At 42.1% G+C, this 24150-nt stretch carries 21 protein-coding genes and 1 riboswitch; of the genes, 18 read left to right on the top strand and 3 right to left on the bottom strand.

Annotation, left to right across the window (positions count from 1 at the left end):
• Positions 1-251: 251 nt before the first annotated feature.
• The 5 genes from A361_RS26750 (at position 252) to A361_RS26735 (ending at position 3827) form a co-directional block, all read left to right on the top strand.
• Positions 252-686 carry a GNAT family N-acetyltransferase gene (locus tag A361_RS26750; protein ID WP_026041857.1) on the top strand — a complete coding sequence of 145 codons (435 nt, stop codon included), beginning with the start codon at positions 252-254 and terminating at the stop codon, positions 684-686.
• A 70-nt stretch (positions 687-756) separates the two neighbouring features.
• Entirely contained in the window at positions 757-909 is a 153-nt protein-coding gene (locus tag A361_RS30660) for a hypothetical protein (RefSeq protein ID WP_019383526.1), read from the top strand.
• Positions 910-1011: 102 nt separating this feature from the next.
• Complete coding sequence (locus tag A361_RS26745; protein WP_026041858.1) at positions 1012-1647, top strand: helix-turn-helix domain-containing protein; 636 nt, start codon at positions 1012-1014, stop codon at positions 1645-1647.
• 31 nt (positions 1648-1678) lie between these two features.
• A complete protein-coding gene (locus A361_RS26740; protein WP_009332419.1) occupies positions 1679-2644 on the top strand; it encodes an LCP family protein in 966 nt (321 codons plus the stop codon).
• A gap of 13 nt (positions 2645-2657) precedes the next feature.
• Positions 2658-3827, top strand: a complete 1170-nt coding sequence (locus A361_RS26735) for an FtsW/RodA/SpoVE family cell cycle protein (RefSeq protein ID WP_019383528.1) — start codon at positions 2658-2660, stop codon at positions 3825-3827.
• A gap of 80 nt (positions 3828-3907) precedes the next feature.
• On the opposite strand, the gene A361_RS26730 is transcribed toward A361_RS26735, so the two are convergent.
• Positions 3908-5086: an MFS transporter gene (locus A361_RS26730; protein WP_019383529.1), complete on the bottom strand. Its 1179-nt coding sequence runs from the start codon at positions 5084-5086 to the stop codon at positions 3908-3910.
• Positions 5087-5165: 79 nt separating this feature from the next.
• Here A361_RS26730 and yeiL point away from each other — a divergent pair, with 79 nt between their 5' ends.
• A complete protein-coding gene (gene yeiL, locus A361_RS26725; RefSeq protein WP_019383530.1) occupies positions 5166-5843 on the top strand; it encodes a transcriptional regulator YeiL in 678 nt (225 codons plus the stop codon).
• A gap of 906 nt (positions 5844-6749) precedes the next feature.
• Here yeiL and guaD read toward each other — a convergent pair.
• On the bottom strand, positions 6750-8117 hold the full coding sequence (gene guaD, locus A361_RS26720) for a guanine deaminase (protein WP_019380488.1): 1368 nt from the start codon (positions 8115-8117) through the stop codon (positions 6750-6752).
• A 135-nt stretch (positions 8118-8252) separates the two neighbouring features.
• A riboswitch (purine riboswitch) is annotated at positions 8253-8354 on the top strand.
• Between the two features lie 170 nt (positions 8355-8524).
• On the opposite strand from guaD, the gene A361_RS26715 reads away from it, so the two are divergent.
• From A361_RS26715 to A361_RS26680, 8 genes are all read left to right on the top strand, one after another.
• The gene (locus A361_RS26715; RefSeq protein WP_082919420.1) at positions 8525-9880 is read left to right on the top strand and encodes a nucleobase:cation symporter-2 family protein; all 1356 of its coding nucleotides are present in this window, start codon (positions 8525-8527) and stop codon (positions 9878-9880) included.
• Positions 9881-9902: 22 nt separating this feature from the next.
• Complete coding sequence (locus tag A361_RS26710) at positions 9903-10913, top strand: aromatic ring-hydroxylating oxygenase subunit alpha (protein WP_019380491.1); 1011 nt, start codon at positions 9903-9905, stop codon at positions 10911-10913.
• 287 nt (positions 10914-11200) lie between these two features.
• Complete coding sequence (locus A361_RS26705; protein ID WP_019380492.1) at positions 11201-12130, top strand: L-lactate dehydrogenase; 930 nt, start codon at positions 11201-11203, stop codon at positions 12128-12130.
• A 35-nt stretch (positions 12131-12165) separates the two neighbouring features.
• Complete coding sequence (locus A361_RS26700) at positions 12166-13737, top strand: L-lactate permease (protein ID WP_019380493.1); 1572 nt, start codon at positions 12166-12168, stop codon at positions 13735-13737.
• A 234-nt stretch (positions 13738-13971) separates the two neighbouring features.
• Complete coding sequence (locus A361_RS31050) at positions 13972-15633, top strand: T7SS effector LXG polymorphic toxin (RefSeq protein ID WP_082919418.1); 1662 nt, start codon at positions 13972-13974, stop codon at positions 15631-15633.
• 5 nt (positions 15634-15638) lie between these two features.
• Positions 15639-16076: an SMI1/KNR4 family protein gene (locus A361_RS26690; RefSeq protein WP_019380496.1), complete on the top strand. Its 438-nt coding sequence runs from the start codon at positions 15639-15641 to the stop codon at positions 16074-16076.
• A gap of 490 nt (positions 16077-16566) precedes the next feature.
• On the top strand, positions 16567-17337 hold the full coding sequence (locus tag A361_RS26685) for an isocitrate lyase/PEP mutase family protein (RefSeq protein WP_019380497.1): 771 nt from the start codon (positions 16567-16569) through the stop codon (positions 17335-17337).
• A gap of 27 nt (positions 17338-17364) precedes the next feature.
• Positions 17365-17943 (top strand): bifunctional transcriptional activator/DNA repair enzyme AdaA, encoded by a 579-nt coding sequence (locus A361_RS26680; RefSeq protein ID WP_019380498.1) that lies wholly within the window; start codon positions 17365-17367, stop codon positions 17941-17943.
• A gap of 381 nt (positions 17944-18324) precedes the next feature.
• Here A361_RS26680 and A361_RS26675 read toward each other — a convergent pair whose 3' ends face one another.
• The gene (locus tag A361_RS26675; RefSeq protein ID WP_019380500.1) at positions 18325-19293 is read right to left on the bottom strand and encodes a sugar phosphate isomerase/epimerase family protein; all 969 of its coding nucleotides are present in this window, start codon (positions 19291-19293) and stop codon (positions 18325-18327) included.
• A 199-nt stretch (positions 19294-19492) separates the two neighbouring features.
• Between A361_RS26675 and A361_RS26670 the strand changes: the two genes are divergently transcribed.
• From A361_RS26670 to A361_RS26655, 4 genes are all read left to right on the top strand, one after another.
• Positions 19493-20482, top strand: a complete 990-nt coding sequence (locus tag A361_RS26670) for a LacI family DNA-binding transcriptional regulator (protein ID WP_019380501.1) — start codon at positions 19493-19495, stop codon at positions 20480-20482.
• Positions 20483-20616: 134 nt separating this feature from the next.
• The gene (locus A361_RS26665) at positions 20617-21582 is read left to right on the top strand and encodes a substrate-binding domain-containing protein (protein ID WP_019380502.1); all 966 of its coding nucleotides are present in this window, start codon (positions 20617-20619) and stop codon (positions 21580-21582) included.
• Between the two features lie 78 nt (positions 21583-21660).
• A complete protein-coding gene (locus A361_RS26660) occupies positions 21661-23175 on the top strand; it encodes a sugar ABC transporter ATP-binding protein (protein WP_019380503.1) in 1515 nt (504 codons plus the stop codon).
• Positions 23168-24145: an ABC transporter permease gene (locus A361_RS26655; RefSeq protein WP_019380504.1), complete on the top strand. Its 978-nt coding sequence runs from the start codon at positions 23168-23170 to the stop codon at positions 24143-24145. The genes A361_RS26660 and A361_RS26655 overlap by 8 nt, the downstream gene beginning before the upstream one ends.
• The last annotated feature ends 5 nt before the right edge of the window (positions 24146-24150 follow it).

Raw genomic sequence — 24150 nt, 5'->3', positions numbered from 1 at the left:
TGTCTCTTAAGGTGGTCTTTTTTATCTGCTCCTATTGGCGCTCGCGGATAATCTATGTGTCTAATGGAAGGCAGTGCCTCCCTCTAAAATAAGAACTCTTATCCCGCAATATCCTAAAGGTGTTCACATTGAAGGATTTTCATTTGGATCTGTGGAATTCTGAATTCAGAAAGCCAAATTTCAGGTTTCTCCCCCACAAACATCCGGGGAGGCACACAGGTAACGGAGAAAATTTATTTCAGGGGGATCACATGATCGAATTCAAAGAAATAGACCGGCATAATTTTTTGGATGTAATTGATTTGCGTGTAGCAGAAGAGCAGAAATCGTTTGTAGCGCCGAATGTGTTTTCGCTTGCACAGGCAAAGGCATTTCCGGAGTGTATTTGTTTAGCGATCTATCAGGATGATGTGTTAGTGGGCTTTACGATGTATTGCATGGATTCTGACGATAAGGAATATTGGATATACCGCCTGATGATTGACGCGAAGCACCAGTCAAAAGGGTATGGAAAAGAGGCCATGGAGAAGCTGATCGAGCGGATTAAACAGGATCAAGAGCATAAGGTGATATATTTAAGCTTTGAGCCAGAAAACAATCTGGCGAAGGGGTTGTATGAAAAATTGGGCTTTGAAGCCGATGGCCGGATAATTGATGGGGAAATCGTTTATAAGTTAACGTATTAATCAAAAGAGCTCCTTCTGAGGGGCTTTTATTAATTCGTGGCTTGCCGTTATTTTCATGGAGGTGAATCAATTGACAGAGATGTTTAAAAAAAAGAAAAAATGGATGGTATTGATCATTTCGGTTGGTTTGTTAATTGCTGGACTGCTCGATATTAAGTATCAAGGACTATTCTTTCAGCTATTGCCAGAATCTATTCAATCAAAGATAGCTGATATTTATTAAGCAAATAGAAAAGTCGGCCTTTAATAGGTTAAAGAAAGTAGTGTTGACAAAATGTCAACACTATTTGTATATTGATAGAAGCTGAACATGTTGGAAAGGAAAATGAGTATGGCAGATAAAAGCAATGAAATAGGCCAGCTGCTTAAGAGCTTACTGAAGGAGCGGTCTTTATCCATGAGGAAATTCAGTCAGATGACTGGAGTCGATACGGCGGTCATATCAAAAATTATTAATGGAAAACGAAAAGCGACCCCCGAGCATTTGGAGCGGTTTGCGGATTATTTTGGAGTATCAATCTCCCGGTTTTATGAGAGCGCAGGGTACCCTATAGATCCAAAGCAGACGGAACTGAATGAGTCGATTGGCTATATTCAGGCTGTTCTTGAATCCACAAGCTTAGTAGATAAAGAGTTTCGGCTGGAAGCTGTGAAGCAGGAACTTGAAAAATACCAGCAGTTCTCTCAAACCAAGGAAGGGGCCAAAACCATTCAGTCCAAGTTTGAGGAGAAGGTGGAGAAAGTGGGGAGCATCGGTCCCTTTATTCATTATTTAAAGGACATGTACGGGAAATTCTCTATGCAGAGCGGGAATAAGATGGAGCTTGCTATGATGGGCGGGGCACTCCTCTATTTTATCACGGCCGTTGACTGTATCCCGGATTATGTCTTTCCGGTCGGTTATATAGACGATGCACTGGTCATCAATTGGGTGATGAATGGACTGTCGCTGAAAAAATAAATTGCGGAAAATAAGTAGGATGGGAGAAAAAATGAGCAGACAAAATCGCTATAAAAGAAAAAGCAGAGTGCTTAAACTGACTGCAGCATTGCTGGCAGTGAGTGCGGCTGTGATCGGATACTTTGTCTATCAATACCAGGCGGGAATAAGCATGGCAGAACCGGTTGAACAGCAGGAATATGAGTTCCATGGGGAGAAAAGCCTCGACGATAAAATCAATGTACTTCTATTGGGAGTCGATGCACGGCCGGATGAGGGAAAATCCCGCACTGACTCCATCATGGTCGCCCAATACGATCCGAAGGAAGGGACAGCCAAGGTCATCTCGATCATGCGGGATATTTACACAGAAATTCCCGGATATAAGAACTACAAAATTAACACTGCCTTTTATCTGGGCGGACCGGAATTGCTGCGGGAAACCTTGAAAGATGACTTTGACTTGGATATTGAGTATTACGCCCTGATCGATTTTACAGGCTTCGAGAAAATGGTGGATGCTCTTGCCCCTGATGGCATTGAAATGGATGTTGAAAAAAAGATGTCAGCTAATATCGGCGTGTCCCTTGAGCCCGGATTGCAAAGGCTGAACGGGAAGGAATTATTGGGATATGCCCGTTTTCGCAAGGATGCAGAGGCCGATTTCGGACGGGTAAGGCGCCAGCAGCAGGTCATCAATGCACTAAAGGACGAGTTTTTAAGTGTTAGTGGTGTGGTAAAGCTGCCGAAGCTGATAGGAACTGCTCAGCCCTATATTCAGACGAATCTTCAAGGCGCAGAACTTCTCGCTATCATGAAGGACGTCGCTATGCACAGGCCTGATAAGGTGGAAACACTGACCATTCCCATCCAGAATTCTTATACAGATGTAAGGTATGAGGGGGTAGGGCTGGCACTGGATATTGATTTTGAGACAAATAAAGAGGCAATCCGATCCTTTTTGGAGGGGGACTCCAGGAAATCAGGGATAGACGCATCCAGCGGGCAAAGAGATTGAGGAGAACTTCAACATGGGAAATACATATTTGAAACGGCTGGATAAATCGGTCTTGTTCATTATTTGTACATTTAGCATCATGAGTATCCTTTTTATTTACAGCAGCCAGGGGACCGGTCAGTACGGAGACCAGAACTTTGCGCTTAAGCAGGGAGTCAGCTATATGATTGGGTTCGTCCTGCTGATGGCTGTTGCTTATCTGGATGCAGACCAGCTGGAGAGAATTGCATGGCCCCTCTATCTTGTTTGTTTTGCGTCCATCGTTCTTTTGCCGCTTATGCCTCCTGCAGTGGCGCCGTCTATTTTAGGGGCGAAAAGATGGTATAGCCTCCCCCTGCTTGGCTCTATACAGCCATCTGAGTTTTTTAAAATCGCTTTGCTTCTGTTAACATCCAGATTAGCTTACAAACACAATTTGCTTTACCAGGTGAGGACGGTTTGGACTGACCTCCTGCTGATTGGCAAAATCCTTCTGGCGACAATCATTCCATCCATCTTTGTCTATCAGCAGCCTGATACCGGCATGGTTGTTCTTTACTTGGCCGGCAGCGCCACCGTCCTCTTTCTGTCCGGCATTCAAAAGAAGATTCTAGCAGCCGCGTGCTTTTTTCCGGCGGCAGGCACAGCCATCCTCATGTATGTCTACTTTCAGTATCCATCCGTCTTCTATGATCAGCTGATTCCGTTATTAAAGCCCCACCAGCAGGAGAGAATCCTGGGATGGCTTTCGCCAAGTGAATATGCAGATCATGCATATCAGACGAATAAAGCCATACTGGCGGTGGGAAGCGGCGAATTAAAGGGAAATGGATTTGGCGGCGGAACAGTCTATATTCCTGAAAAGCATACAGATTTCATCTTTGCCACCATTGCGGAAGAAGGCGGGTTTATAGCTGCTGCTGTTGTTCTCAGTTTATTCTTCGTCCTATTGTACCGGATGGCTGTAATCGGCGATCATGCGGAATCGCCCTTTGGTTTGTATATTTGCTCGGGGGCGATAGCGATGTATACCCTGCAAATCTTCCAAAACATCGGGATGACAATCGGGGTCATGCCAGTCAAAGGGATTTCACTGCCCTTATTGTCATATGGGGGAAGCTCATTGCTGTCCAATATGATATTCATGGGTATCCTATTATCGATACGAAAGCCGTACCGGAAATATATGTTCGAAGCAAAATAGACGGCAAGCTTCTTTTGAGCTTGCTGTTTTTTTACTTGGATAACACAGAAAAAGAGCATTCCCGAAAAGGGCATGCTCCGCTAACCTGCCAAACTCCCTTCAGTAATTTCCTTCGCATGAACAAGTTTCCTATAAATAACCGCCAGGATCAATGCTGGTATCGTGCAAACCACCATGCCGATAAACGCGTATCTTGGTTCCATTTCATATAAATACCCGCCAAAAATCGTGAAGATGGCTGTGCTCCAGCTAAGAGCGAGTGCAGAGTATATTCCTTGTGTAATCGGCACCTGTTCATGGGGAACGTATTTGATTAAGTATTTCATAAAGGCATAGTGTGCCATGGCAAATGAAAAGGCATGAAGTGTTTGGGCAACCGTAAACATAATCACATGCGGAAAAGCAAATACGAGTATCCAGCGTGCGGTTGAGCCCAATGCTGCCAATGCCAGTAAAGAGCCGATTGAAAATTTGCGGAAAGTCCGGTCGGCAATGAAAAAGAATAGGATTTCTGCAATCACGGCAATGTTAATGATCAGGCCGATTAAATATTGGGGAGCCTGAATTTCCTGCAAATAAATATAGCCATAGTTGTAATAAGAAGCATGTGCTGCCTGCAGTAAAATGACTATGACGAGCACCAGGCCGAAGTGCTGGATGCTGAATAATTTCTTTATGGCGCCTTTTGTCTGGACGCTTTTGGGTTTTTCCGATAAAACGTCCGGCGTATTCATTAAACCGAGGCACAGAAATACGATCATGCCGAGCAGCAGAGCCCAGAATATGGCATCATCCCCAAATGCCCCTGTGAAGAAAGTCAGGATCATGCCGGATACAACGAATCCAATTGACCCCCATGAGCGGCTCTTTCCGTAATCTCTTAATTGCTTACTCTGTACAAGAATGCCTGCAGCACTATCCAATGCTGGCATCAGAGCAGGGTAAAAGAAGTGTAAAAACAGCGTAACCACCAGCAGGCTTGTAAAAGAATTGGCCGGGATATAGCAGAGAATGGCAATCAGTGTGCCGATTCCCATCCCGTTAAGCAGGGTTCTACTGCTGAATTTTCCTGATAAATAGGGAAAGGCAAAGAGTGTGGAAAGGCCCCGTACAGCCAAACCTAGACTCATGATCAAACTCGCTTGTGAAACGGTCATTCCTTTTATATGGATCAGCCACCCTGTCCAATAGGGCAGAAAAACACCCCAGGTCATAAAGAAACTGAAAAACTGTCTGCCCATCCAGCTCTGTGTATTCATTAAATATCCCTCCGATATTTGCATGATATCAGGAAGATTCGTACAATAATATGAGATATCTCATATTTCGGGGTGGAGAATGGAAATTTATAATCAGGAAAAAAGGCAGCATTACCTGGAGCAGTACTCCATTTCGCATTTATTTTCTTTTCAGGTTGAGGAGTTTATGGAAGTACGCGAATATAAGCGGGATGAATGGATTATTCGCGAAGGCATGAGGCCAGATTATTTGTATTATGTTATCGAGGGTAAAGCCAAAATCTATGTAACATATCAAAATGGCAAGGTTTCTTTGATCAATTTTATTAATGCCCACGATTATATCGGCGAAATGGAGCTATTACATGAAGTGTACTATACAAAGGGGATTCAAGCCTCCACGAAGACAATCTGTTTTGCGATGCCTTTGCATAAATACCGCAACAGGCTCCTTGAAGATACGACCTTTCTTCGTGAACTCACCAAGTTTTTAAGTATGAAAGCAACGAAAATGGCTGAAAAGTACTCCCAGAGCCTTTCCTTTCCGCTAGAAAACCGACTGGCGGATTTCATTCTGCAAATCGCTGATGGGGAGGTCTATAAGGAAAAACATGTAACCGTCTGTGATTTTTTAGGGGTATCTTATCGCCACCTATTGCATGTTCTTGTACAGTTTTGCGATAAAGGATACCTGCAGAAGGAAGGGCGGCAATACCTCATTCGGCGGTCAGATGAACTGCACCGGCTTGCTGATGTGCTGAAAAATGACTTACATTAAAAGGAATAAGTCTGAACCAGACGCAACTTCGGACAGGAGAGTGGGAAAACCGAAACAGAGAGTCTGAACCTGGAGAAACTTCGGACAGGAGAGTGTGAAAACCGGGAGATAGAGTCCGAACTTGGTGTAACTTCGGACAGGAGAGCCGGAAAACCGAGAGATAGAGTCCGAACTTGGTGTAACTTCGGACAGGAGAGTGTGAAAACCGAGAGAGAGAGTCTGAACTTGGTGTAACTTCGGACAGGAGAGCCGGAAAACCGGGAGATAGAGTCCGAACTTGGTGTAACTTCGGACAGGAGAGCCGGAAAACCGAGAGATAGAGTCCGAACTTGGTGTAACTTCGGACAGGAGAGGCGAAAAACCGGGAGATAGAGTCCGAACCGGGCGCAACTTCGGACAGGAGAGCCGGAAAACCGGGAGATAGAGTCCGAACTTGGTGTAACTTCGGACAGGAGAGTGTGAAAACCGAAAGATAGAGTCCGAACTTGGTGTAACTTCGGACAGGAGAGTGTGAAAACCGAGAGATAGAGTCCGAACTTGGTGTAACTTCGGACAGGAGAGCCGGAAAACCGGGAGATAGAGTCCGAACTTGGTGTAACTTCGGACAGGAGAGTGTGAAAACCGAGAGAGAGAGTCTGAACTTGGTGTAACTTCGGACAGGAGAGCCGGAAAACCGGGAGATAGAGTCCGAACTTGGTGTAACTTCGGACAGGAGAGTGGGAAAACCGAGAGAGAGAGTCTGAACCTGGTGTAACTTCGGACAGGAGAGGCGAAAAACCGGGAGATAGAGTCCGAACCGGGCGCAACTTCGGACAGAAGAAATGGGAATCCAAGGGGAGTAGTCCGAACCCAATGCTCGTTCGGACAAAAGAGGCAGAAGTCATTCTGAACCTTTTACGCAATCCCTCAAGAACGCGAGTGAACCTTTTCCCCTTGTACCCAGACTTCCCGAATATGCTCCGGACGGACGAGATACATGACTTTTTGAAAAATATCATCTAACGCTTCATTTTCGGTAAAGATGGGGAGGCTTGCTCCCGGCACTTTCGTATCGACTATTTGAACGTCCCATGCATAGTTCTCCTGAATTCGCCCAATAGGCAGACTTAAGCTTTCTCCGCCGCCGGCTGTAGCCAGGTAAAAGGCTTCATGGATGGAAACCCGGGAGTCCGGCACTCCCCGTTCCTCTGCAGGAAGAGCAGAATTTACTCCGTCCTCCAGCATTCTGGAGGAGACAACAGCCTGTTTGGCATTATCATAAAGACTTGGAGTTGCGCCAGCTGAAATATCAGTCCCTAATCCAATATCAATTCCCTTGGCCATAAAGCGCTTGATTGGAATCACGCTATTGGCAAAGTAGGCATTGGACAGCGGACAATGGCTGATTGCGGTGCCTGTACTGGCAAATAGCTCTGCATCATGGTCATCCAGGAAATTGCAATGTGCCATTACCGATTTTTCGCCTAATAATCCGAAATCATGCAGGGCTGCTGCATCATGCTTGCTGAAACGTTCCTGTACATAGCTGTGAGCCCAGTCACTTTCGCTGCAGTGGGATTGAATATGTGTATCATATTTGGCAGCCAGTTCACCCAGGCCCTTTAGTGCTTCATCTGAACAGCTTGGTATGAATCGCGGTGTAACGACAGGATACACGCCTTGTTTGACCGTTTTGGCCAGCTCCTTTACCGCTAAAATAAACTCCTCCGTATCGGCTAACGCTGTTTTCGCATCTGCATCCCGATAATAGTCTGGATTTTGTTCAGGATCATCCATGACGACTTTACCCACTAAGCCCCTTTGCCCTTTTTCCGCACATATTTTCGCTAATAATAAACTTGCCTGTTTATGAACGGTAGCAAAGTAAAGGACCGTCGTGGTTCCATTTGCAAGCAGTGTATTCACGAGATCTTCATAAACCTTCTTGGCAAAAGCCAAATCTGCATATTTGGACTCTAATGGAAATGTGTATGTGTGGAGCCAGTCATAGAGGGGAATATCCAAAGCTGTCCCTGATTGAGCCCATTGCGGAGCATGGACATGCAAGTCCACAAAACCAGGAAGGAAATATTGCCCGTCTGCTAAGCGGTGAAAGTTCTCCTGTCCTTCATAGGCAGCGAGCAGGGATGGGTAGTCCTCATGCTCAGGATCCGCGATTTTTTCAATTATCCCATTTGAATTCACGAAAAATAAGTAATCTTTTAAAATATTTATTTTCTTAGGAGAATGACTAGAAAAAGCGGTTCCATGAAAAATATACGTATATTTACTCATATATACCTTCCTAACGTTCGTGTTTTGTGCTACTATAGTCATTGTAAAGGAAAGAGTAAACTCAGTCTAGCAGAAAAGTATTGTAAAAAATCTTGTTGTCATTTACAGAAAAGTTATTGTAAGAAAATTTCAATCAAAAAATTAAATAGTGTTTTTCATATAATCGTAGGGATATGGCCTACAAGTTTCTACCCGTTTACCGTAAATAAACCGACTATGAAAAGCAGGAACAGGATGGACAAAGACTCACTTGGAATTCGTCTGTTCTTTTCGTACTTCGATTTTTTTAAGCTCGAGGTATATGCTTTTTTACGTTTGGGAGAGAGCATATACGTTGGGCTTTTTCTATTGGTCTGTTTAAAGAAACAGTGAGTATATGGATATCATAACACCAACAGGGGGTTCTAATGATGGATGCAAGGACTGAAAAACGAAAAACAAACAGCAGTAAAACGGGAAAAGAGGTTTCAGTTGGACAATCCATTTTTCTGGGGCTGCAGCAAGTATTGGCGATGGATCTTTTCATTCCGCCGATGATTCTAGCAGGATTATTGTCCTTTTCCGTTCCGGATAGTGCTCTGTTAATACAAATGACCTTTATTGCCTGCGGAATTGCCACAATCATTCAAGCAGGATTTGCTATGAAGCTTCCAGTCATGCAAGGGCCATCCTTTGTACCGCTTAGTGCACTGGCAGCCATCGGAACAACTTCTGGAATCGGTGCGATGATTGGCAGTTTGATCCCCGGAGCTTTGCTTGTTGCCTTATTGGGCTACCCGCTTAAAGTATTCAGCAAGGTCGTCAGGAAATTCATCCCTCCGATTGTAGCGGGGACAGTCATTGTCGTTGTTGGGCTTTCATTAATGCCGAGTGCGATCAATTCTATCTACTCGGCACCAGGAAACTTTGGAGAAAATATATTCGTTGCAGCTGTGACAGCGGCTGTGCTGATTTTCTGCATGTATATTGGCGAGAAGTCCCAATCGAAACTGAAATACATTAAAATCGTATCCGTTATTTTATCACTGGGTATTGGATCAATTGTTGCTTCATTCTTTGGGTTAGTCGACTTCTCATCGCTGGGTAAGTTGGCGTGGTTCCAGATGCCAAGCCTGTTTGCCTTTGGAGCTCCTGAATTTGATCTGCATGCGATTCTGATTATGGCAGCCATCTATTTTATTGTCACAATCGAAACAACTGGGACGTGGTTTACGGTTAGTAAGGTGACAGGGGAAAAACTGGATGATAAACGTTTAAATGGCGGGGCATTTGGAGAAGGGCTGGGCTGTTTTATTGGTTCCTTCTTTGGGGGAACACCGGTAACAGGCTACTCATCCAATGCCGGCATCATTGCCATCACAGGAGTGAAAAGCCGCAGGCCGATTATCGCAGGCGGTGTGATTATGATTATCCTGGGCATGATGCCAAAGCTGATGAATTTAATAGCATGCATTCCCGGGGTTGTCATCAACAGTGTGTTTGCCATTTTATGCGTAGTCATCATGATGAATGGATTCAAAGTGATTAAGGAAGTGGCCTTTACAGAACGGAATATGCTTGTGATCGGTGTGCCGATTATGCTTGCCCTGTTTGCCGTGCTAATGCCTGCTGATGTGTTAAAAGGGCTGCCTGACATTGCAACCTATTTTGTCTCATCAGGTACAGCCATCGGAGCGATTACAGCGCTGGTTCTAAATCTGGTTCTGCCGCAAAAGCTTGAAGATAGTGTAAAAACAAATGAAGTAACAGTACATGTCAATTAAAGTCGCGAAGGGAAGTGTCGCTATGCAGCAAGATCGATTATGGAATGAATGGCATCCAGTATGCAAAGCAGAGGAATTGCTGGAGGATCCCAAACAGGTATTTGTCCTTGGGGAGCGTGTCGTCATTTTCCGCAATGAAAAAGGGGTTCACGCATTTAAGGATCTTTGTATCCACCGGGGGGCAGCCCTTTCCCTTGGAAAGGTGAAGAACGGAAATCTGGTCTGCGCTTATCATGCCTGGGAATACGATTGTACAGGTGCCTGTGAGAAGATTCCTGCCCTGCCGAGCGGCAGAGCCATTCCAAGTAAAGCAAGAGCAACCGTTTACCATTGTGAGGAGTATCTGGGGCTGATCTGGGTTAACTTAGGGGAAGATCCGGCGCCGCTTGTTTCCTTTCCTGAATATAGCATGGAGGGGTACCGGACTGCAATTTGCGGCCCCTATGAGGTAAAAGCAAATGCCCCAAGAATTATTGAAAATTTCCTGGATGTTTCGCATCTTATGTTTGTACATGAAGGCCTGCTTGGAGATGAGGATCATGCGGAGGTTGTCGATTATAAAGTTGAATTTGTTGATAATCGCTTAATTACTAGTAAAATCCCGGTCTATCAGCCGAACCCTGACGGACGCTCCAAAGGCGGGTATGCTGACTATGTGTATGAAATCCTTAATCCAACTACCGCCCGTTTTACAAAAACAACGGAAGGATCGGATGATGAGCTGACGATTCTGCTAGCTGTCAATCAAGAGGATCATGAGCAGGCCAAGGCATTTATGCTGTTGACCAGAAACTATGATCTGGACATGCCGGATGAGCCTTTTATTGAATTTCAGGATACGATTTTTTATCAGGATTTAGATATCGTCCAAAGTCAAAAACCAGAGCTTCTGCCGCTTGACTTACAGGCAGAGCTGCATCTTAAGTCAGACGCCCTTACTATTGCCTATCGCAAATGGCTAAATGAGCTGGGTGTGGAGAATGGCACAAATCCCATTCAGGATGAAGCACGGAAAAAAGTATTAGTGCAATAATGATCAGTGCCAGCTCCCCGCTATGCTGCAGCTTACAGGGGGGCTGGCACTTCTTATCCACTCCTTAATTGCTTGAAAAAAGTTTGAGGAAAGACTTGCGCAAAAACAAAAGCACTGATATATTTTAAATGTGAAGCATTTCACAAATAACTATATCGATATTTTTTTAGTTTAATATGTGAATTAATTCACATAGATTTAATCACCTAAATAAGATGAAATCAATAGAATATTTTTTTATGATCTCATGTGAAATATTTCACAATTAATTATTGGAGGAACTTATTATGAATTTAACATTAGGAAACAAAATTGTATTAGTAGGAAATGGCGCTGTTGGATCAAGTTATGCTTATGCCTTATTAAATCAGGGCTTATGTGATGAGTTAATCATTATTGATGTAAATGAGGAGAAAGCAAAAGGAGATGTCATGGATTTAAACCACGGCATTGCCTATGCTCCAACGGCTATGACGATTAGATATGGTTCTTATAAGGACTGTAAGGATGCCGCTCTTGTGGTGATCTGTGCAGGGGCAGCGCAAAAACCGGGAGAAACACGGCTGGATCTCGTGAATAAAAACGTTAAGATCTTCAAATCCATTGTAGAGAGCATTATGGATTCTGGATTTAATGGGATTTTCTTAGTTGCAGCAAATCCAGTCGATATCTTATCTTATGCAACCTGGAAATTCTCTGGCTTGCCTAAAGAAAGAGTCATCGGGTCTGGAACCATCCTGGACTCTGCCAGATTCCGCTATTTATTAGGGAAAGAATTTGATACGGCAGCCGTAAGTGTCCATGGGTATATTATCGGTGAACATGGCGACTCCCAATTCCCGGTATGGAGCTTTGCCAATATTGCCGGAACCCCGGTAGCTGAGAGATTAACAGAAGAAAGAAAAGAAGAAATTGCTGTCCAAGTCCGGGATGCTGCATATGAAATTATTAACGCAAAAGGTGCAACCTACTATGGAATTGCGATGGGGCTGGTCAGAATAACAAAAGCCATCTTACGAAATGAGAATGTGGTATTGCCAGTTGGAGCATTGTTAGAAGGAGAATATGGCCACAGTGATGTGTTTGTCGGGATTCCGTCACTTATCACAAGAAACGGTGTGAAAAATATTGTTGAGCTGTCATTGACAGAGGATGAAAAAAGGAAGTTTGCTAGATCTGTTCAAACCTTAAAAGACATCCAAAATTCAGCATTATGACGAGTTGACATCTTAGATCCAAAGGAGCAGATCATATGTTAGTGGAAACGTTCAATCCTTTTCATAACCTGGCTATTTCCTCCCTGGTGGCAGCCATACCGATTCTGTTATTTCTGATTTGCTTGACGGTATTGAAAATGAAGGGTATTCATGCAGCACTAGTAAACTTAGCTGTCACTTTTTTCATCGCTCTTATCATCTTTAAATTGCCATTCGGAGAAGCGGCAGGAAGTGTTATTCAAGGTGCTGCATCAGGAATTTGGCCAATTGGCTGGATTATTGTCATGGCTGTATGGCTATATAAAATTTCGGTGGCATCAGGCAAGTTTGATATTTTGCGCGGAAGCATCGCAGGAATTTCCCAGGACCAGCGCATTCAATTTCTTCTGATCGGATTTTGCTTTAATGCCTTTCTCGAAGGAGCTGCCGGCTTCGGCGTACCGATTGCCATTTGTGCCGTGCTGTTAGTGTCACTGGGCTTCAAGCCTTTACAGGCAGCCATGCTCTGTCTCATTGCAAACGGTGCTTCAGGCGCCTTTGGTGCGATTGGAATACCGGTCGGCATTGTCGATACGTTTGGGATTCCAGGGGTTACTTCCATGGATGTGTCGATCATGACAGCTCTGACACTGCCGATTATTAACTTTACCATTCCCTTTTTATTAATATGGCTCATTGACGGGATTAAAGGAATTAAGGAAGTATTCCCGGCTATCCTGATCACAGCTGGGGTTTACACTGTGGCACAAGCAATCATCACGATATTTATAGGCCCGGAGCTTGCTGATATTATTCCTTCCTTATTAGCAATGGGTGTATTAGCGTTATTTCTGAAAAAGTGGAAACCAAAAAATATCTTTTTGCTCAATGGGAAAGAGTGTCGATTTGAACAGAATTCCTTAGGTAAAATTGTTAAAGCATGGTCACCATTTTATCTATTGACCCTATTTATTTTAATATGGAGTTTCCCGGCATTTAAAGGTCTTTTTGCTGAAGGGGGCCTGCTGGAATTCACAGTCATTAACTTCAATATACCCGGATCTTCTCTTAGTGTCAGCATCAGCCTAATAGGAGCAACAGGCACAGCAATCTTATTGGCAGGCTTAACGACAATCGCAACGACTCAAGGCATCAGTATGGGTGAAGGATTCAAGCTTCTCAAAAAGACCGTTTCAGAGTTTTGGATTCCGATTATCATGATTTGTGCCATTATCGGGATTTCAAAGCTCATGACGTACGGAGGAATGACCGTCACTTTGGGTGAAGCCGTTGCAACCACTGGAACTATATTTCCACTGCTATCACCCGTTTTAGGCTGGATTGGGGTGTTCATGACAGGATCTGTCGTGAACAATAATACTCTATTTGCGCCCATCCAGGCGACTGCCGGTCATGTGATCGGAACCAACTCATCCTTATTGCTCTCTGCCAATACGGCTGGAGGCGTGATGGCAAAGCTCATCTCTCCTCAGTCCATCGCCATTGCCACAGCAGCTGTTGGCGAGACAGGAAAAGAAGCCGATTTGACGAAAATGACATTGAAATATAGCTTTGGATTGCTGGTATTTGTTTGTATTTGGACATTGATATTGTCATTATTTTTCTAGTTTCCTCATAAAAAAGAGACATGCTTAGCAAAAGCCTGTCTCTTTTCATTTCAGGTGCTTGGGGAATCCAAAAAACATGGATCAAACTCTAGGATACTTTTACACTATTTCATGCCAAAATTCCTATTCACCTAATTGCCCGAGTCCTTTAAGATAAAAATAGAAGAAAATGGAATTTATAATACGGAGCTGATTCTGTTGAAAGTTCTTGAAGTAGATTCCTTGCTTGCATGAATCCACGAAACCAGCAATCAATTATCCATCCTTAAAGATCAGGTAAGTCAAGTTCAGGTATCCATCCAGGAACTGGTGTCTCTTGAAGATGCGTTCAAAGGACAGGGCGGCCAGGCAATACGGGCTTTTTATCAGGAATGCCACCAGCCATTTTTGCAATTCCTTGAATCCTGGATTGACGAGTATCGATCCTATTTAAAAAGTTTCATAGGTTCATTGGGTAATCTTGAACCCTCCCCTTCAGGCTTTATCCGCCAGGAATTTCTGGAGCATGAACTCCAACAAGGGCTTAGAAACACTCTTCAGATCACTGCTGAGCTGAGAGAGGAAGCGAATGAGATCATGAAGTCCGTAAGCGATATTGTTGCGCTTCCGCGGCTGGAGGTTGGCCGCTTTATCCAGGCAACAAAGAGCGCTGAGGACTCAAGCCGCGAAACAGTTCAAAAATTGGAGGATTTTGACCATCGGGAAACGGCTGCACTGGACCCTATCCTGCATGATCTAAACCTCATGAACCAGTACATTCAAAAAATAGCGGGCATGTTCCAAAGCAGCAGCTTATCTCTGGCCCAATATCAGCCTAAATCTCTAAACTGGAAGGATTTCCACGAGGAAATATCGAATCCCAATCCAGAAAGCGGGCAAAGTATTCTTCAAGATATAGCTGAAGGAGCCATTGAGGGGGCATCCAAAGCTGTAGGTGATACATGGGATGGGCTGAAGTCGACCTATGAACTAGGCAGAACCATTATGGGACCGTTCAGTCCGCTGTTTTTGGGCAGTGAATTGCTGTTTAACCGTGACCAGCTATTAGAAAACCAAAGGAAGCACCAGGAATTTTACTTAGGCATTTTAAATGACCCTATAGGAAAAGTGAGCCAGGCTCTGGATATGCCGAAATATATATGGTCCGCTGTCACCAGCGCCTGGGAGCGGGATGTCATAAGTGGAGATGTCAAAAGCCGGACAGCCTTCTTTACCTATGGTCTGACTTCCCTTGGAATTGGCATTCTGGGGGATAAGGGGATTGGGAAAGCTGGAACCGTTGCCAAGACGGTTCGCCAGGCTGGTAAAGGAGAGAAGGCACTTCCGATTTACACGCCGATTCAGAGACCTGCCTTGGCGGGAGGACTGGTTCAGCGCCCGGTGCCTTATAATGTTCTTCATGACCCTTTGACGCAGATAAAGACTGTGACGGAGAAAGTGTATGGGGGCAAGGGTACGAAGGATACCGTAAAAATTGATTATGATTTAGCTAAAAATTATATTAGAGATGTTGAGTCGAAAACAGGATTGAAACTTCATAAAAGACAAATTGAAAAATTAAAGGATGCTTTAAGGGATAATAAATATGAAAAGATGACCCCATTGGAAACTATAAAACACAGAAGTAAATTCAATGGTGTAAAAAATAAATTGATTGATGAATGGGAAGTGAACACGGGGCAAACATGGCCAAGGTATACTGAGGAAATTTATGATAAAAAAGGGAGGTTAGCAAGGGATATAGGTCAACCCTATGATGCTCACCATATAATAGAAAATAATTTTGGTGGTCCTCACGAATGGTGGAATATACATCCTGCTAAATTTCCTGATGAACATCAGGCAGGGATTCATGGTAAAGGGTCTCCATCAAATAAATTATTTCCAAGGAGGTAGTTTTAATGGCTAAATTTGATTTTGTGAAAAATGGTAAGCATAAATTTATTAAACTACAAGAAAGTGAACTGTTAAATGCAGAAGAGAGACTTGGGTTTACGTTACCCAATGAACTTAGAAATTTTTACTTAGAAGTTGGCTATGGCTTTATAAAAGGAATCAATGGTAATGCGCTAAATAGAATTATGGATCCAGACACTATAGCTGATATAACGCTTAGAGAAGATATTTACGAGTTTGATCCAGATTTAGAGAATATATATGAAGAGGAAGATAAATTAGTGTTTTTTGAAAAAAACGAGGGGGTATATTTAACTCTTGACATAAACACTTCTAATTATACTCCTGTTTATTTCTTTGGGATAAAAATAGCTGATTCATTAGAGGAATTTATAAGAAAGATTGATGAGGACGATGAATACTTTATGGCTATGGTTGATTAATAGTGTAGAATTTAAGTAATATATACTACTGTAAATAGGAGGTTAAAGTTCACCTGGCGTTATACGTGAAAAAACGATATTAAATTCCTTGAACTGATATATCCCTAAATACTTCATTTTAAGAATCGCCAAACATGGTTGGTTCTTCCCTTTTATATCCTTAAATATGTTTTAAAATCCATTATTTGAATTATTAATTGCAGTAAAGTAATGAAATATTAAAGAGTTTATTGCTTAGATTAATGACTGATTATATAGTTTTTTCTGTATTGTAAATTAAAATTATGACCATCTTGATTGGCCAAAGCCATTTAAGGGGGTCTTTTTTTTGCTACTCGAAAAACCAGAAGGATCCCCGCGCCGAATGTGAAACACAATCAACATTCACTTTTTTGTCCTCTTAAATCCAGACCATAAGAGCAAGAATGAGGACGAAATGGCTATCGTTCTCTTGTTAAAATGAGTCCAACAACTTTAGGAGGAGATAATAATGAACAAAATACAGAAATTTAATGAGCTGCATTTTTCAAATGAACTTTTATTCCTGGGAAACGCCTGGGATTTGCTTTCCGCCTTAACACTTGAAAAAGCAGGATTTAAAGCAATTGGTACGACCAGCTGGGGGATTGCTGATTCACTGGGATATGCAGACGGAGAATTAATTGATTTTGATAGACACTTAGCGATTATCAAAACCATAGCGGAAAATGTGAAAATTCCTGTTTCTGCTGATATTGAAGCGGGCTACGGGGAAGATATCCCAACAATAATTGAGCATGTCATAATGACAGCAGATGCAGGGGTGGCCGGCATCAATATTGAGGATTCCTTCAAAAAGCAGAAAGGATTAAAGGAGATTTCCTGGCATTGCAGCCTTTTAGAAAGGATAAGAGCCGCGTTAGAAAACAATGGCTATAAGGATTTTTATATTAACGCCAGAACCGATACGTATTTACAGAAACAAAATCCGCTTCCAGAAACGATAGAACGGGCAAAAGCATATGTGGAGAGCGGTGCCAGCGGAGTTTTTGTACCGGGTTTAATAGAAGAAGAGGAGATTAAAGCCATCACGAAGAATGTCAGTGCCCCGCTCAATGTCTTATCTTTACCGGGACTGACCAATTGTAATAAGCTAGAAGAATTAGGTGTGAGGCGTTTTAGCTTTGGAAATGCCCTGTCTGATAAAGTGATTGCATATATAGAAAAGAATGCACGTGAACTGGCAGAGTCTAGGGATACTGCCATCTTGTATAATAACTAGCAGAAGCGCAGGAAGGAAGTGGAGTTAATGGCGGCGAATATCAATCTGTCATTTGAAGAGATGTGGGAGAAAATCATTGCTTGTGATTGCAAATATGATGGCTTATTTTATACAGCAGTCAAAACAACGAAGATATATTGCCGCCCTTCCTGCAGATCGAGAAAACCCAAAAAAATAAATGTAGCATTTTACGCAGAAAAGAATGTAGCGGAAGAATCGGGTTACCGCCCCTGCAAAAGATGCCAGCCAGAAGTGGAGCAATCGCCGCATATTGCCCTAGTCAGAGAAATTATTACATTCCTGGTCAATCACTACAAACAAAATCTGGCATTAAAAGACATAGCGGATCAAATCGGTTTAAGTCCCTTTTATCTTGAGCGCTTATTTAAACAGGAAACCTCTGAAACTCCGCGTGCTTATTTAGAAAAGATTCGTATCGATAAAGCAGCCCACCTCCTTAAAAGCACTTCGCTGACAAATCTGGAGATTTGCTATGAGGTGGGGTTTCAAAGTCCTTCCAATTTTTACAAAGTGTTTCGAAGCCAGAAAAACTGTTCCCCGAGTGAATATCGGAAGGAATCCCTGAATGAATCGGACCGTTTATGAAGCTTATATGGATATTTATCCTGTCATAAACGGTTGGTTAACTATTATAAATAAGTCTCCTTATAAAAAGCAGCTGATTAACATATATTTTTATATTAATCAGCCCCTGAGATTTTCAGTAAATAAGCCGCAAGATTCCTATTTTTACTGAACATAACTGCAGATTTTACTCCTTCAATGGACATGGGTTTCGTATGATTACCAGTGAAGAGACACAGACAGGACATATTTTCCAAGTGGAGAAGACCGTAAAGTCCTTAAGAAGGACAGCATGAATCGAATTTCTCTGTCCTTTTTAGCGGGAAAATATATACAAAGCACTTGTGGAAGCCAATTACTATTGGCATCCAGCGTATACTTAATAAAAATGTTTTCTTATAACTACGCCCACCACATTTGACCAGCAGATTCCTTTACTATGATTGGCTTTAGGTTTTCCACTGCTTTTGTAAATCCTTCATCAATCGACATTAATCCGTCTTCATGTTCGATGCTTACTACATAATCATATCCATAAAGCCGGAGTGTACTAATTATATCTGCCCATTCTTTTTGATCGTGTCCAAATCCGACTGATCTAAAATACCATGAGCGGTCACGCATTTGGGAATAGTCTGTCATGTCTGTAAGACCATTTTTGTTCATGTTGGGCTGGTCAAAAGTGATATCTTTCGCATGAAAATGATGGATGGCATTTTCCCTTCCTAGGATCTTAATGGCTTCAATCGGGTCAATACCTTGCCACCATAGATGGCTGGGGTCAAGGTTAGCACCAAGGGCAGGCCCGCAAGCTTCTCTTAACCGGAGCATGGTAGCTGGTGTATGAACGGAGAATCCCCCATGCAGTTCTAAGCCAATTTTCACATTATGCGCCTGTGCAAAATCATTTTTTTCTTTCCAATAAGGAATTAATTTTTCTTCCCACTGCCATTTTAAAACCTCTTGGAAGTCATGGGGCCAAGGAGTTACGGGCCAATTTGGATAAAGGGCATTTTCATGATCGCCGGGGCAGCCGGAAAAAGTATTTACGACAGGAACTCCTAGTTTGGATGCCAGACGAATCGTTTTTGTAAGCAGTTCGTCAGCAGGGTCAGCATTTTTCTTCTGTGGATGAAGTGGATTGGCATGGCAGCTGAAAGCGCTAATAATTAATCCATAATCGACAATCTTTTGTTTGAAGTTTTGCAATCCAATGTCATCTATTAATAATTCATCCACTTTACAGTGAGCATCGCCAGGATATCCGCCTGTACCTATTTCAATGGCTTCAATGCCTTTGGAAGATACATAGCTTAACATGTCTTCAAGACTTTTATCGGAAAATAATACGGTAAAAACCCCTAATTTCATTTTAAAGGACACTCCTCTTTGTTTTCGGAATATTTAAAAATGTAATCCATTACATTTTTAACATATAAAAGTTTTTCAAGTAAATCAACTGTTTTATTTTGACGAAAAATACTTATTGACAGATAATTCGGAACAAATTACTATAAAAATGTAATCGATTTCAAGGAACTATGTACTATGTAGAAGGTAGGACTTTAATATGGCAAACATTCAACAGGTCGCTAAACAAGCGGGTGTTTCAGTTGCAACAGTATCAAGAGTGCTAAACGGACAAAAAACCGTATCCGGAAAAACAAGAATGAAAGTCGAAGAGGCAATTAAAAAGTTAAATTATGAACCTAGTATGTTAGGGAGAAATCTCAGAAATTCTGAAAGCCGGCTCCTGTTAATTTTAATTCCAACCATTTCGAACCCGTTTTATTTAGAAATTATTAAAGGAATTGAACAGGTTGCGATTAGCCAAAATTATAATATTCTCTTGTGCGAGACTGATTCGGATCCGGAGAGAGAGAATATTTACTTTGATTTAGTTCGTAAAAAGATGGCAGATGGAATTATTTCGATGGACCCTGCTGTCAATGGAAAAACACTGAAAAAACTTGCAGAAAATTACGCGATTATTCAATGCAGTGAGTATGAAGAAGGCAGCGGCATTCCCTATGTAACCATCGATAATGAAGAAGCTTCTTACCGGGCAGTCAAGCATCTGGTTCAAATAGGCCATAAAAAAATTGCTCTAATTAATTCGGATGAAAAATATCTATATGCCCGGCAGCGTAAAATGGGCTACAAACGGGCGTTAGAAGAGAATGGAATTGCGTTAAAACCTGAATACATCATCTCTACCCAGCATTTAGGATTTGAAAATGGGCAGCAGGCAATGAAAAAGATCTTAAACTTAGAAGAACGGCCAACTGCGGTATTTGCAGTATCTGACCTTTTAGCCATCGGGGCCCTAAAAGAAATAAATGCCTCTGGATTGCACGTTCCCAGCGATATGGCGGTAGTCGGTTTTGACAAAATAGATTTTTCAAATATGACAAATCCCACTCTCACCACCATCGCACAACCGATGCATAAGATGGGTACCGTAGCAGCGAAAATGCTGATTGATAAGATTAAAGGGATAGAAGTTGAAAGTATCATATTAGACCATGATTTAGTGATACGGGAGTCCACATCAAGATAATACAGCTAAGATCAGCGCTCTGCTATTAACAGAATCCACTAGTTTAATAGTAGACCGCTGACCTTAGATGTAAATGTAATCGATTACAATGCATTCAGGGAGCGCTTTTCTAATATAACAAAGGGGTGGATGGTTTGAAGAGATTTCTAGTCTTGATTTTGTCTTTAGTCACAATGTTTAGTTTGGCTGCGTGCAGCAGTGATGCAGGAAGTTCCAAAGGTGAAGAAGAGGATGATACATTAAAAATTGGTATTTCATTACCATCCTCTACACATGGCTGGATGGGAGCTTTAATTGACAGTGCTGAAAAGGAAGCAAAGGCATTGAAAGAAAGTGATGGCATTGAATACGTTATGACTAATGCTGCTGATCCCAATAAGCAGGCAAATGACGTGAATGATCTAATTGCTCAAGATGTGGATGTTATCGTAATGCTCCCAATTGAGTCTGCTGCACTTTCTCCAGTTGGACAAAAAATTAAAGAGGCAGGCATTCCTTTAGTGATTGTGGACCGTGAACTGGAAAACGATGCAGCTACTGTGGTTGTAAAAGGCGATAACGAAGGTATTGGTGTAAATGCCGGTAAATACTTTGTAGAAAAGCTGAATGGAAAAGGAAAAGTAGTTGAAATAACTGGACCGCCAAGTTCCGTGACAGAACAGCGCGGAGCAGGCTTTAAAGAAGCAATGGAAAGTTCCGACATTGAGGTTATCGCTTCACAAAGCGGGGATTTCTCAACTGAAAAATCATTGGAAGTTATGCAAAATATCTTACAGGCGCATCCTCAAATCGATGCTGTTTTTACACAGGACGATGGAATGGCTCTTGGTGTATTGCAAGCCATTAAAGAAGCCGGGCGTAAAGATATTCAATTTATTACTGGTGCTGGAGGCGGAAAGGCTGTATTTGAAGACATTCAAGCAGATGGGCTGATTTCAGCAACATTTTTGTACTCTCCAACAATGGTTGAAGATGCGATACAAATTGCAGCAGACATTGCAAAAGGGAAAGACCCGGCAGAAGCAATGGTCGTGAAAGAAGCTACTCAGGTTACCAAGGATAACGTTGATGAGTTCTACGATCCAGAATCAAAATTTTAAATAATGGTGTGGAGATACAATGATTGTGAATACAGTTATTGTGTTTCCTCTTTTCCTATAAAGGAGGGACGAAAGACCATGACTACAAGTCCTTTTTTGAAAATGAGCAGCATTGAAAAATCGTTTAACAGGGTACCTGTTCTGAAAGATGTAACGTTAAATGTACAGAAAGGCGAGATCCATGCATTGTTAGGAGAAAATGGTGCCGGAAAATCTACTTTGATGAACATATTAGGCGGCGTTCATCAGCCTGATAGCGGCACCATTCACATCAATGGCCAGGATGTGAAAATGTCTAATCCCAGAGTATCACAGGAGCAGGGAGTCAGCTTTATCCATCAGGAACTAAATGTAGTATCCGATCTTAGAGTCTATGAAAATATGTTTTTAGGTTCAGAACTGCGAAATAAATTTGGATTCTTAAAAGTACAGGAGATGTGCCGGTTTACGAATGAAATATTAGCAAAGCTAGGTGTGGATATCGATCCCAGGGAATATGTCAGAAATCTGGAAACCTCCTACAAACAATTAATAGAAATATCAAAGGCGCTGCTGCATAAATCAAAGTTAATCATTATGGACGAACCTACAACATCGTTAGCGGAACATGAAGTCAGCCGTTTGTTTGATTTAATGAGGAACTTGAAGAACTCAGGCGTGTCCATTATTTATATTTCTCATAAGTTAAAGGAAATCAAGGAAGTCTGTGACCGTTACACGGTGCTGCGTGATGGAGAACTTGTTGGTACCGGCAGTATTGAAAATGAAAATTTAGATACGATTACCAAGTTAATGGTTGGTAAATCTATTTCTCAAGATAGATTGGTTCAAAAGCATTCGTATGGACCAGTGATTTTAGAAGTGACTGACTTAACAAGTCCAGGATTATATAAAGACATTAGCTTCACCCTTCGAAAAGGTGAAATATTAGGCTTTACCGGCTTGGCTGGTGATGGCAGGACAGAGCTCTTTGAAAGCCTATTTGGATATCGGAAAAAGTACACGGGTGAAATTAAAATCAATAAACAGCCAGTAAAAATAGATAATCCGCGCAAAGCAGTAGAAGCAGGATTAGGGCTTGTTCCAAAGGATCGGAAAGAAAATGCAATCATTAAAGATTTAAGTGTCATTCATAATATGAGCTTAACGTCCATTGGACATTTTGAGAAGTCGGGTTTTATTCAGGAAAGGCAAGAAAAGGAGAAATTTCAATATTATAAGGACAAACTGAACATCAAAGTTCACAATCCGCGTATTACAATCGATAAGTTAAGCGGCGGCAACCAGCAAAAGGTCATCATTGCTAAATGGCTGGAGGTGGATACAGATATCATCATTTTTGACAATCCAACACAGGGGATTGATGTGGGAGCTAAGCAAGAAATTTATCAGCAAATCGTTTCATTGGCAGAACAAGGAAAAGCAGTGATTATCTTATCCTCAGAAGCACCGGAAGTACAAAAGATTTGTCATCATATTTATGTAATGTACCAAGGAGAAATCACAGCCCGATTTAAGGGAGAAGAAGCATCAGAAGATGACATTATGAGTTATGCAACTGGCTCAAAAAGGGAGGCCGAAAAAATTGGCTAATATTAATACAATGAAACAACCCAATCAGCAAACGTCAACAGCAAAAAGTCGCCTCTCTTGGCTATGGTCTGAGTATAGCGTCATTATTGCCTTCTTAATTATTTTTCTTGCAGCCTCGATAATGAGTCCCAGATTTCTAGATATCAATAATCAGCTGAATATATTGATGCAAGTTTCGATTATTGGAATTGTGGCTTTAGGTATGACGATTGTTATGCTATCGGGCGGAATTGACTTATCGGTTGGATCAGTGCTCGTTTTAGTTGGTGTCATTACCGTATTGGCCTTAAATGCAACTGGAAGTATTTTGATTGCGGTATTAACAGCATTCATAGCAGGTACATTCGCGGGGTTTTTAAATGGATTAATGGTTGCGAAAGGCAGAATTGCCTCGTTTATTGCAACCCTTGGGATGATGGCTGCCGCAAGATCCATTGCTTTATATATTGCTGAAGGCGGCAGTATTTCCGGAGAGGTCCCTAGTTTTACTGCCATTTCCAATAGCGACTTATGGATATTTGATTATCCTGTTATTATTTTCTTTGTTATGACAGCAATTGTATATATATTAATGCATAAAACCAGATTTGGCCGTTATGTATATGCCCTTGGCAGTAATGAAAAAGCTGCCCTTCTATCAGCAATCCGAGTCGACCGGGTAAAAATTGGTGTCTATAGCCTGGTAGGTTTACTTGTAAGTGTAGCAGCCATCATAGAAACGTCCCGGTTGAATTCGATTTCTTCTTCAAGCTCAGGAGTTCAATATGAATTGGATGCGATTGCTGCAGTTATCATTGGCGGCACTAGAATGACGGGTGGACGCGGCAAGATTATGGGTACATTTTTTGGTGTCCTAATCTTAGGTATTCTGAATAACATGATGAACTTAATGAATGTTTCCCCACACCTCCAAGGATTTGTTAAGGGGTTAATCATCATCATTGCAGTTGTATTCCAAAAGAGAGAGTAGGAGGG

The sequence above is a fragment of the Cytobacillus oceanisediminis 2691 genome, from assembly GCF_000294775.2.
Taxonomy (GTDB): domain Bacteria; phylum Bacillota; class Bacilli; order Bacillales; family Cytobacillaceae; genus Cytobacillus; species Cytobacillus pseudoceanisediminis.
Note: the sequence above shows the minus strand (reverse complement) of the source record. Positions and strands in the feature narration are given on the sequence as shown.

Excerpts from the sequence above, each read along its gene's own strand:
- A361_RS26675 (WP_019380500.1), bottom strand. The coding sequence starts at position 19,293 with ATGAAATTAGGGGTTTTTACCGTATTATTTTCCGATAAAAGTCTTGAA.
- A361_RS26745 (WP_026041858.1), top strand. The coding sequence starts at position 1,012 with ATGAGTATGGCAGATAAAAGCAATGAAATAGGCCAGCTGCTTAAGAGC.
- A361_RS26735 (WP_019383528.1), top strand. The coding sequence starts at position 2,658 with ATGGGAAATACATATTTGAAACGGCTGGATAAATCGGTCTTGTTCATT.
- A361_RS26680 (WP_019380498.1), top strand. The coding sequence starts at position 17,365 with ATGGCGGCGAATATCAATCTGTCATTTGAAGAGATGTGGGAGAAAATC.
- A361_RS26750 (WP_026041857.1), top strand. The coding sequence starts at position 252 with ATGATCGAATTCAAAGAAATAGACCGGCATAATTTTTTGGATGTAATT.
- A361_RS26670 (WP_019380501.1), top strand. The coding sequence starts at position 19,493 with ATGGCAAACATTCAACAGGTCGCTAAACAAGCGGGTGTTTCAGTTGCA.
- A361_RS26690 (WP_019380496.1), top strand. The coding sequence starts at position 15,639 with ATGGCTAAATTTGATTTTGTGAAAAATGGTAAGCATAAATTTATTAAA.
- A361_RS26740 (WP_009332419.1), top strand. The coding sequence starts at position 1,679 with ATGAGCAGACAAAATCGCTATAAAAGAAAAAGCAGAGTGCTTAAACTG.
- A361_RS26700 (WP_019380493.1), top strand. The coding sequence starts at position 12,166 with ATGTTAGTGGAAACGTTCAATCCTTTTCATAACCTGGCTATTTCCTCC.
- A361_RS26715 (WP_082919420.1), top strand. The coding sequence starts at position 8,525 with ATGATGGATGCAAGGACTGAAAAACGAAAAACAAACAGCAGTAAAACG.
- A361_RS26660 (WP_019380503.1), top strand. The coding sequence starts at position 21,661 with ATGACTACAAGTCCTTTTTTGAAAATGAGCAGCATTGAAAAATCGTTT.
- guaD (WP_019380488.1), bottom strand. The coding sequence starts at position 8,117 with ATGAGTAAATATACGTATATTTTTCATGGAACCGCTTTTTCTAGTCAT.
- yeiL (WP_019383530.1), top strand. The coding sequence starts at position 5,166 with ATGGAAATTTATAATCAGGAAAAAAGGCAGCATTACCTGGAGCAGTAC.
- A361_RS26685 (WP_019380497.1), top strand. The coding sequence starts at position 16,567 with ATGAACAAAATACAGAAATTTAATGAGCTGCATTTTTCAAATGAACTT.
- A361_RS26710 (WP_019380491.1), top strand. The coding sequence starts at position 9,903 with ATGCAGCAAGATCGATTATGGAATGAATGGCATCCAGTATGCAAAGCA.
- A361_RS26730 (WP_019383529.1), bottom strand. The coding sequence starts at position 5,086 with ATGAATACACAGAGCTGGATGGGCAGACAGTTTTTCAGTTTCTTTATG.
- A361_RS26705 (WP_019380492.1), top strand. The coding sequence starts at position 11,201 with ATGAATTTAACATTAGGAAACAAAATTGTATTAGTAGGAAATGGCGCT.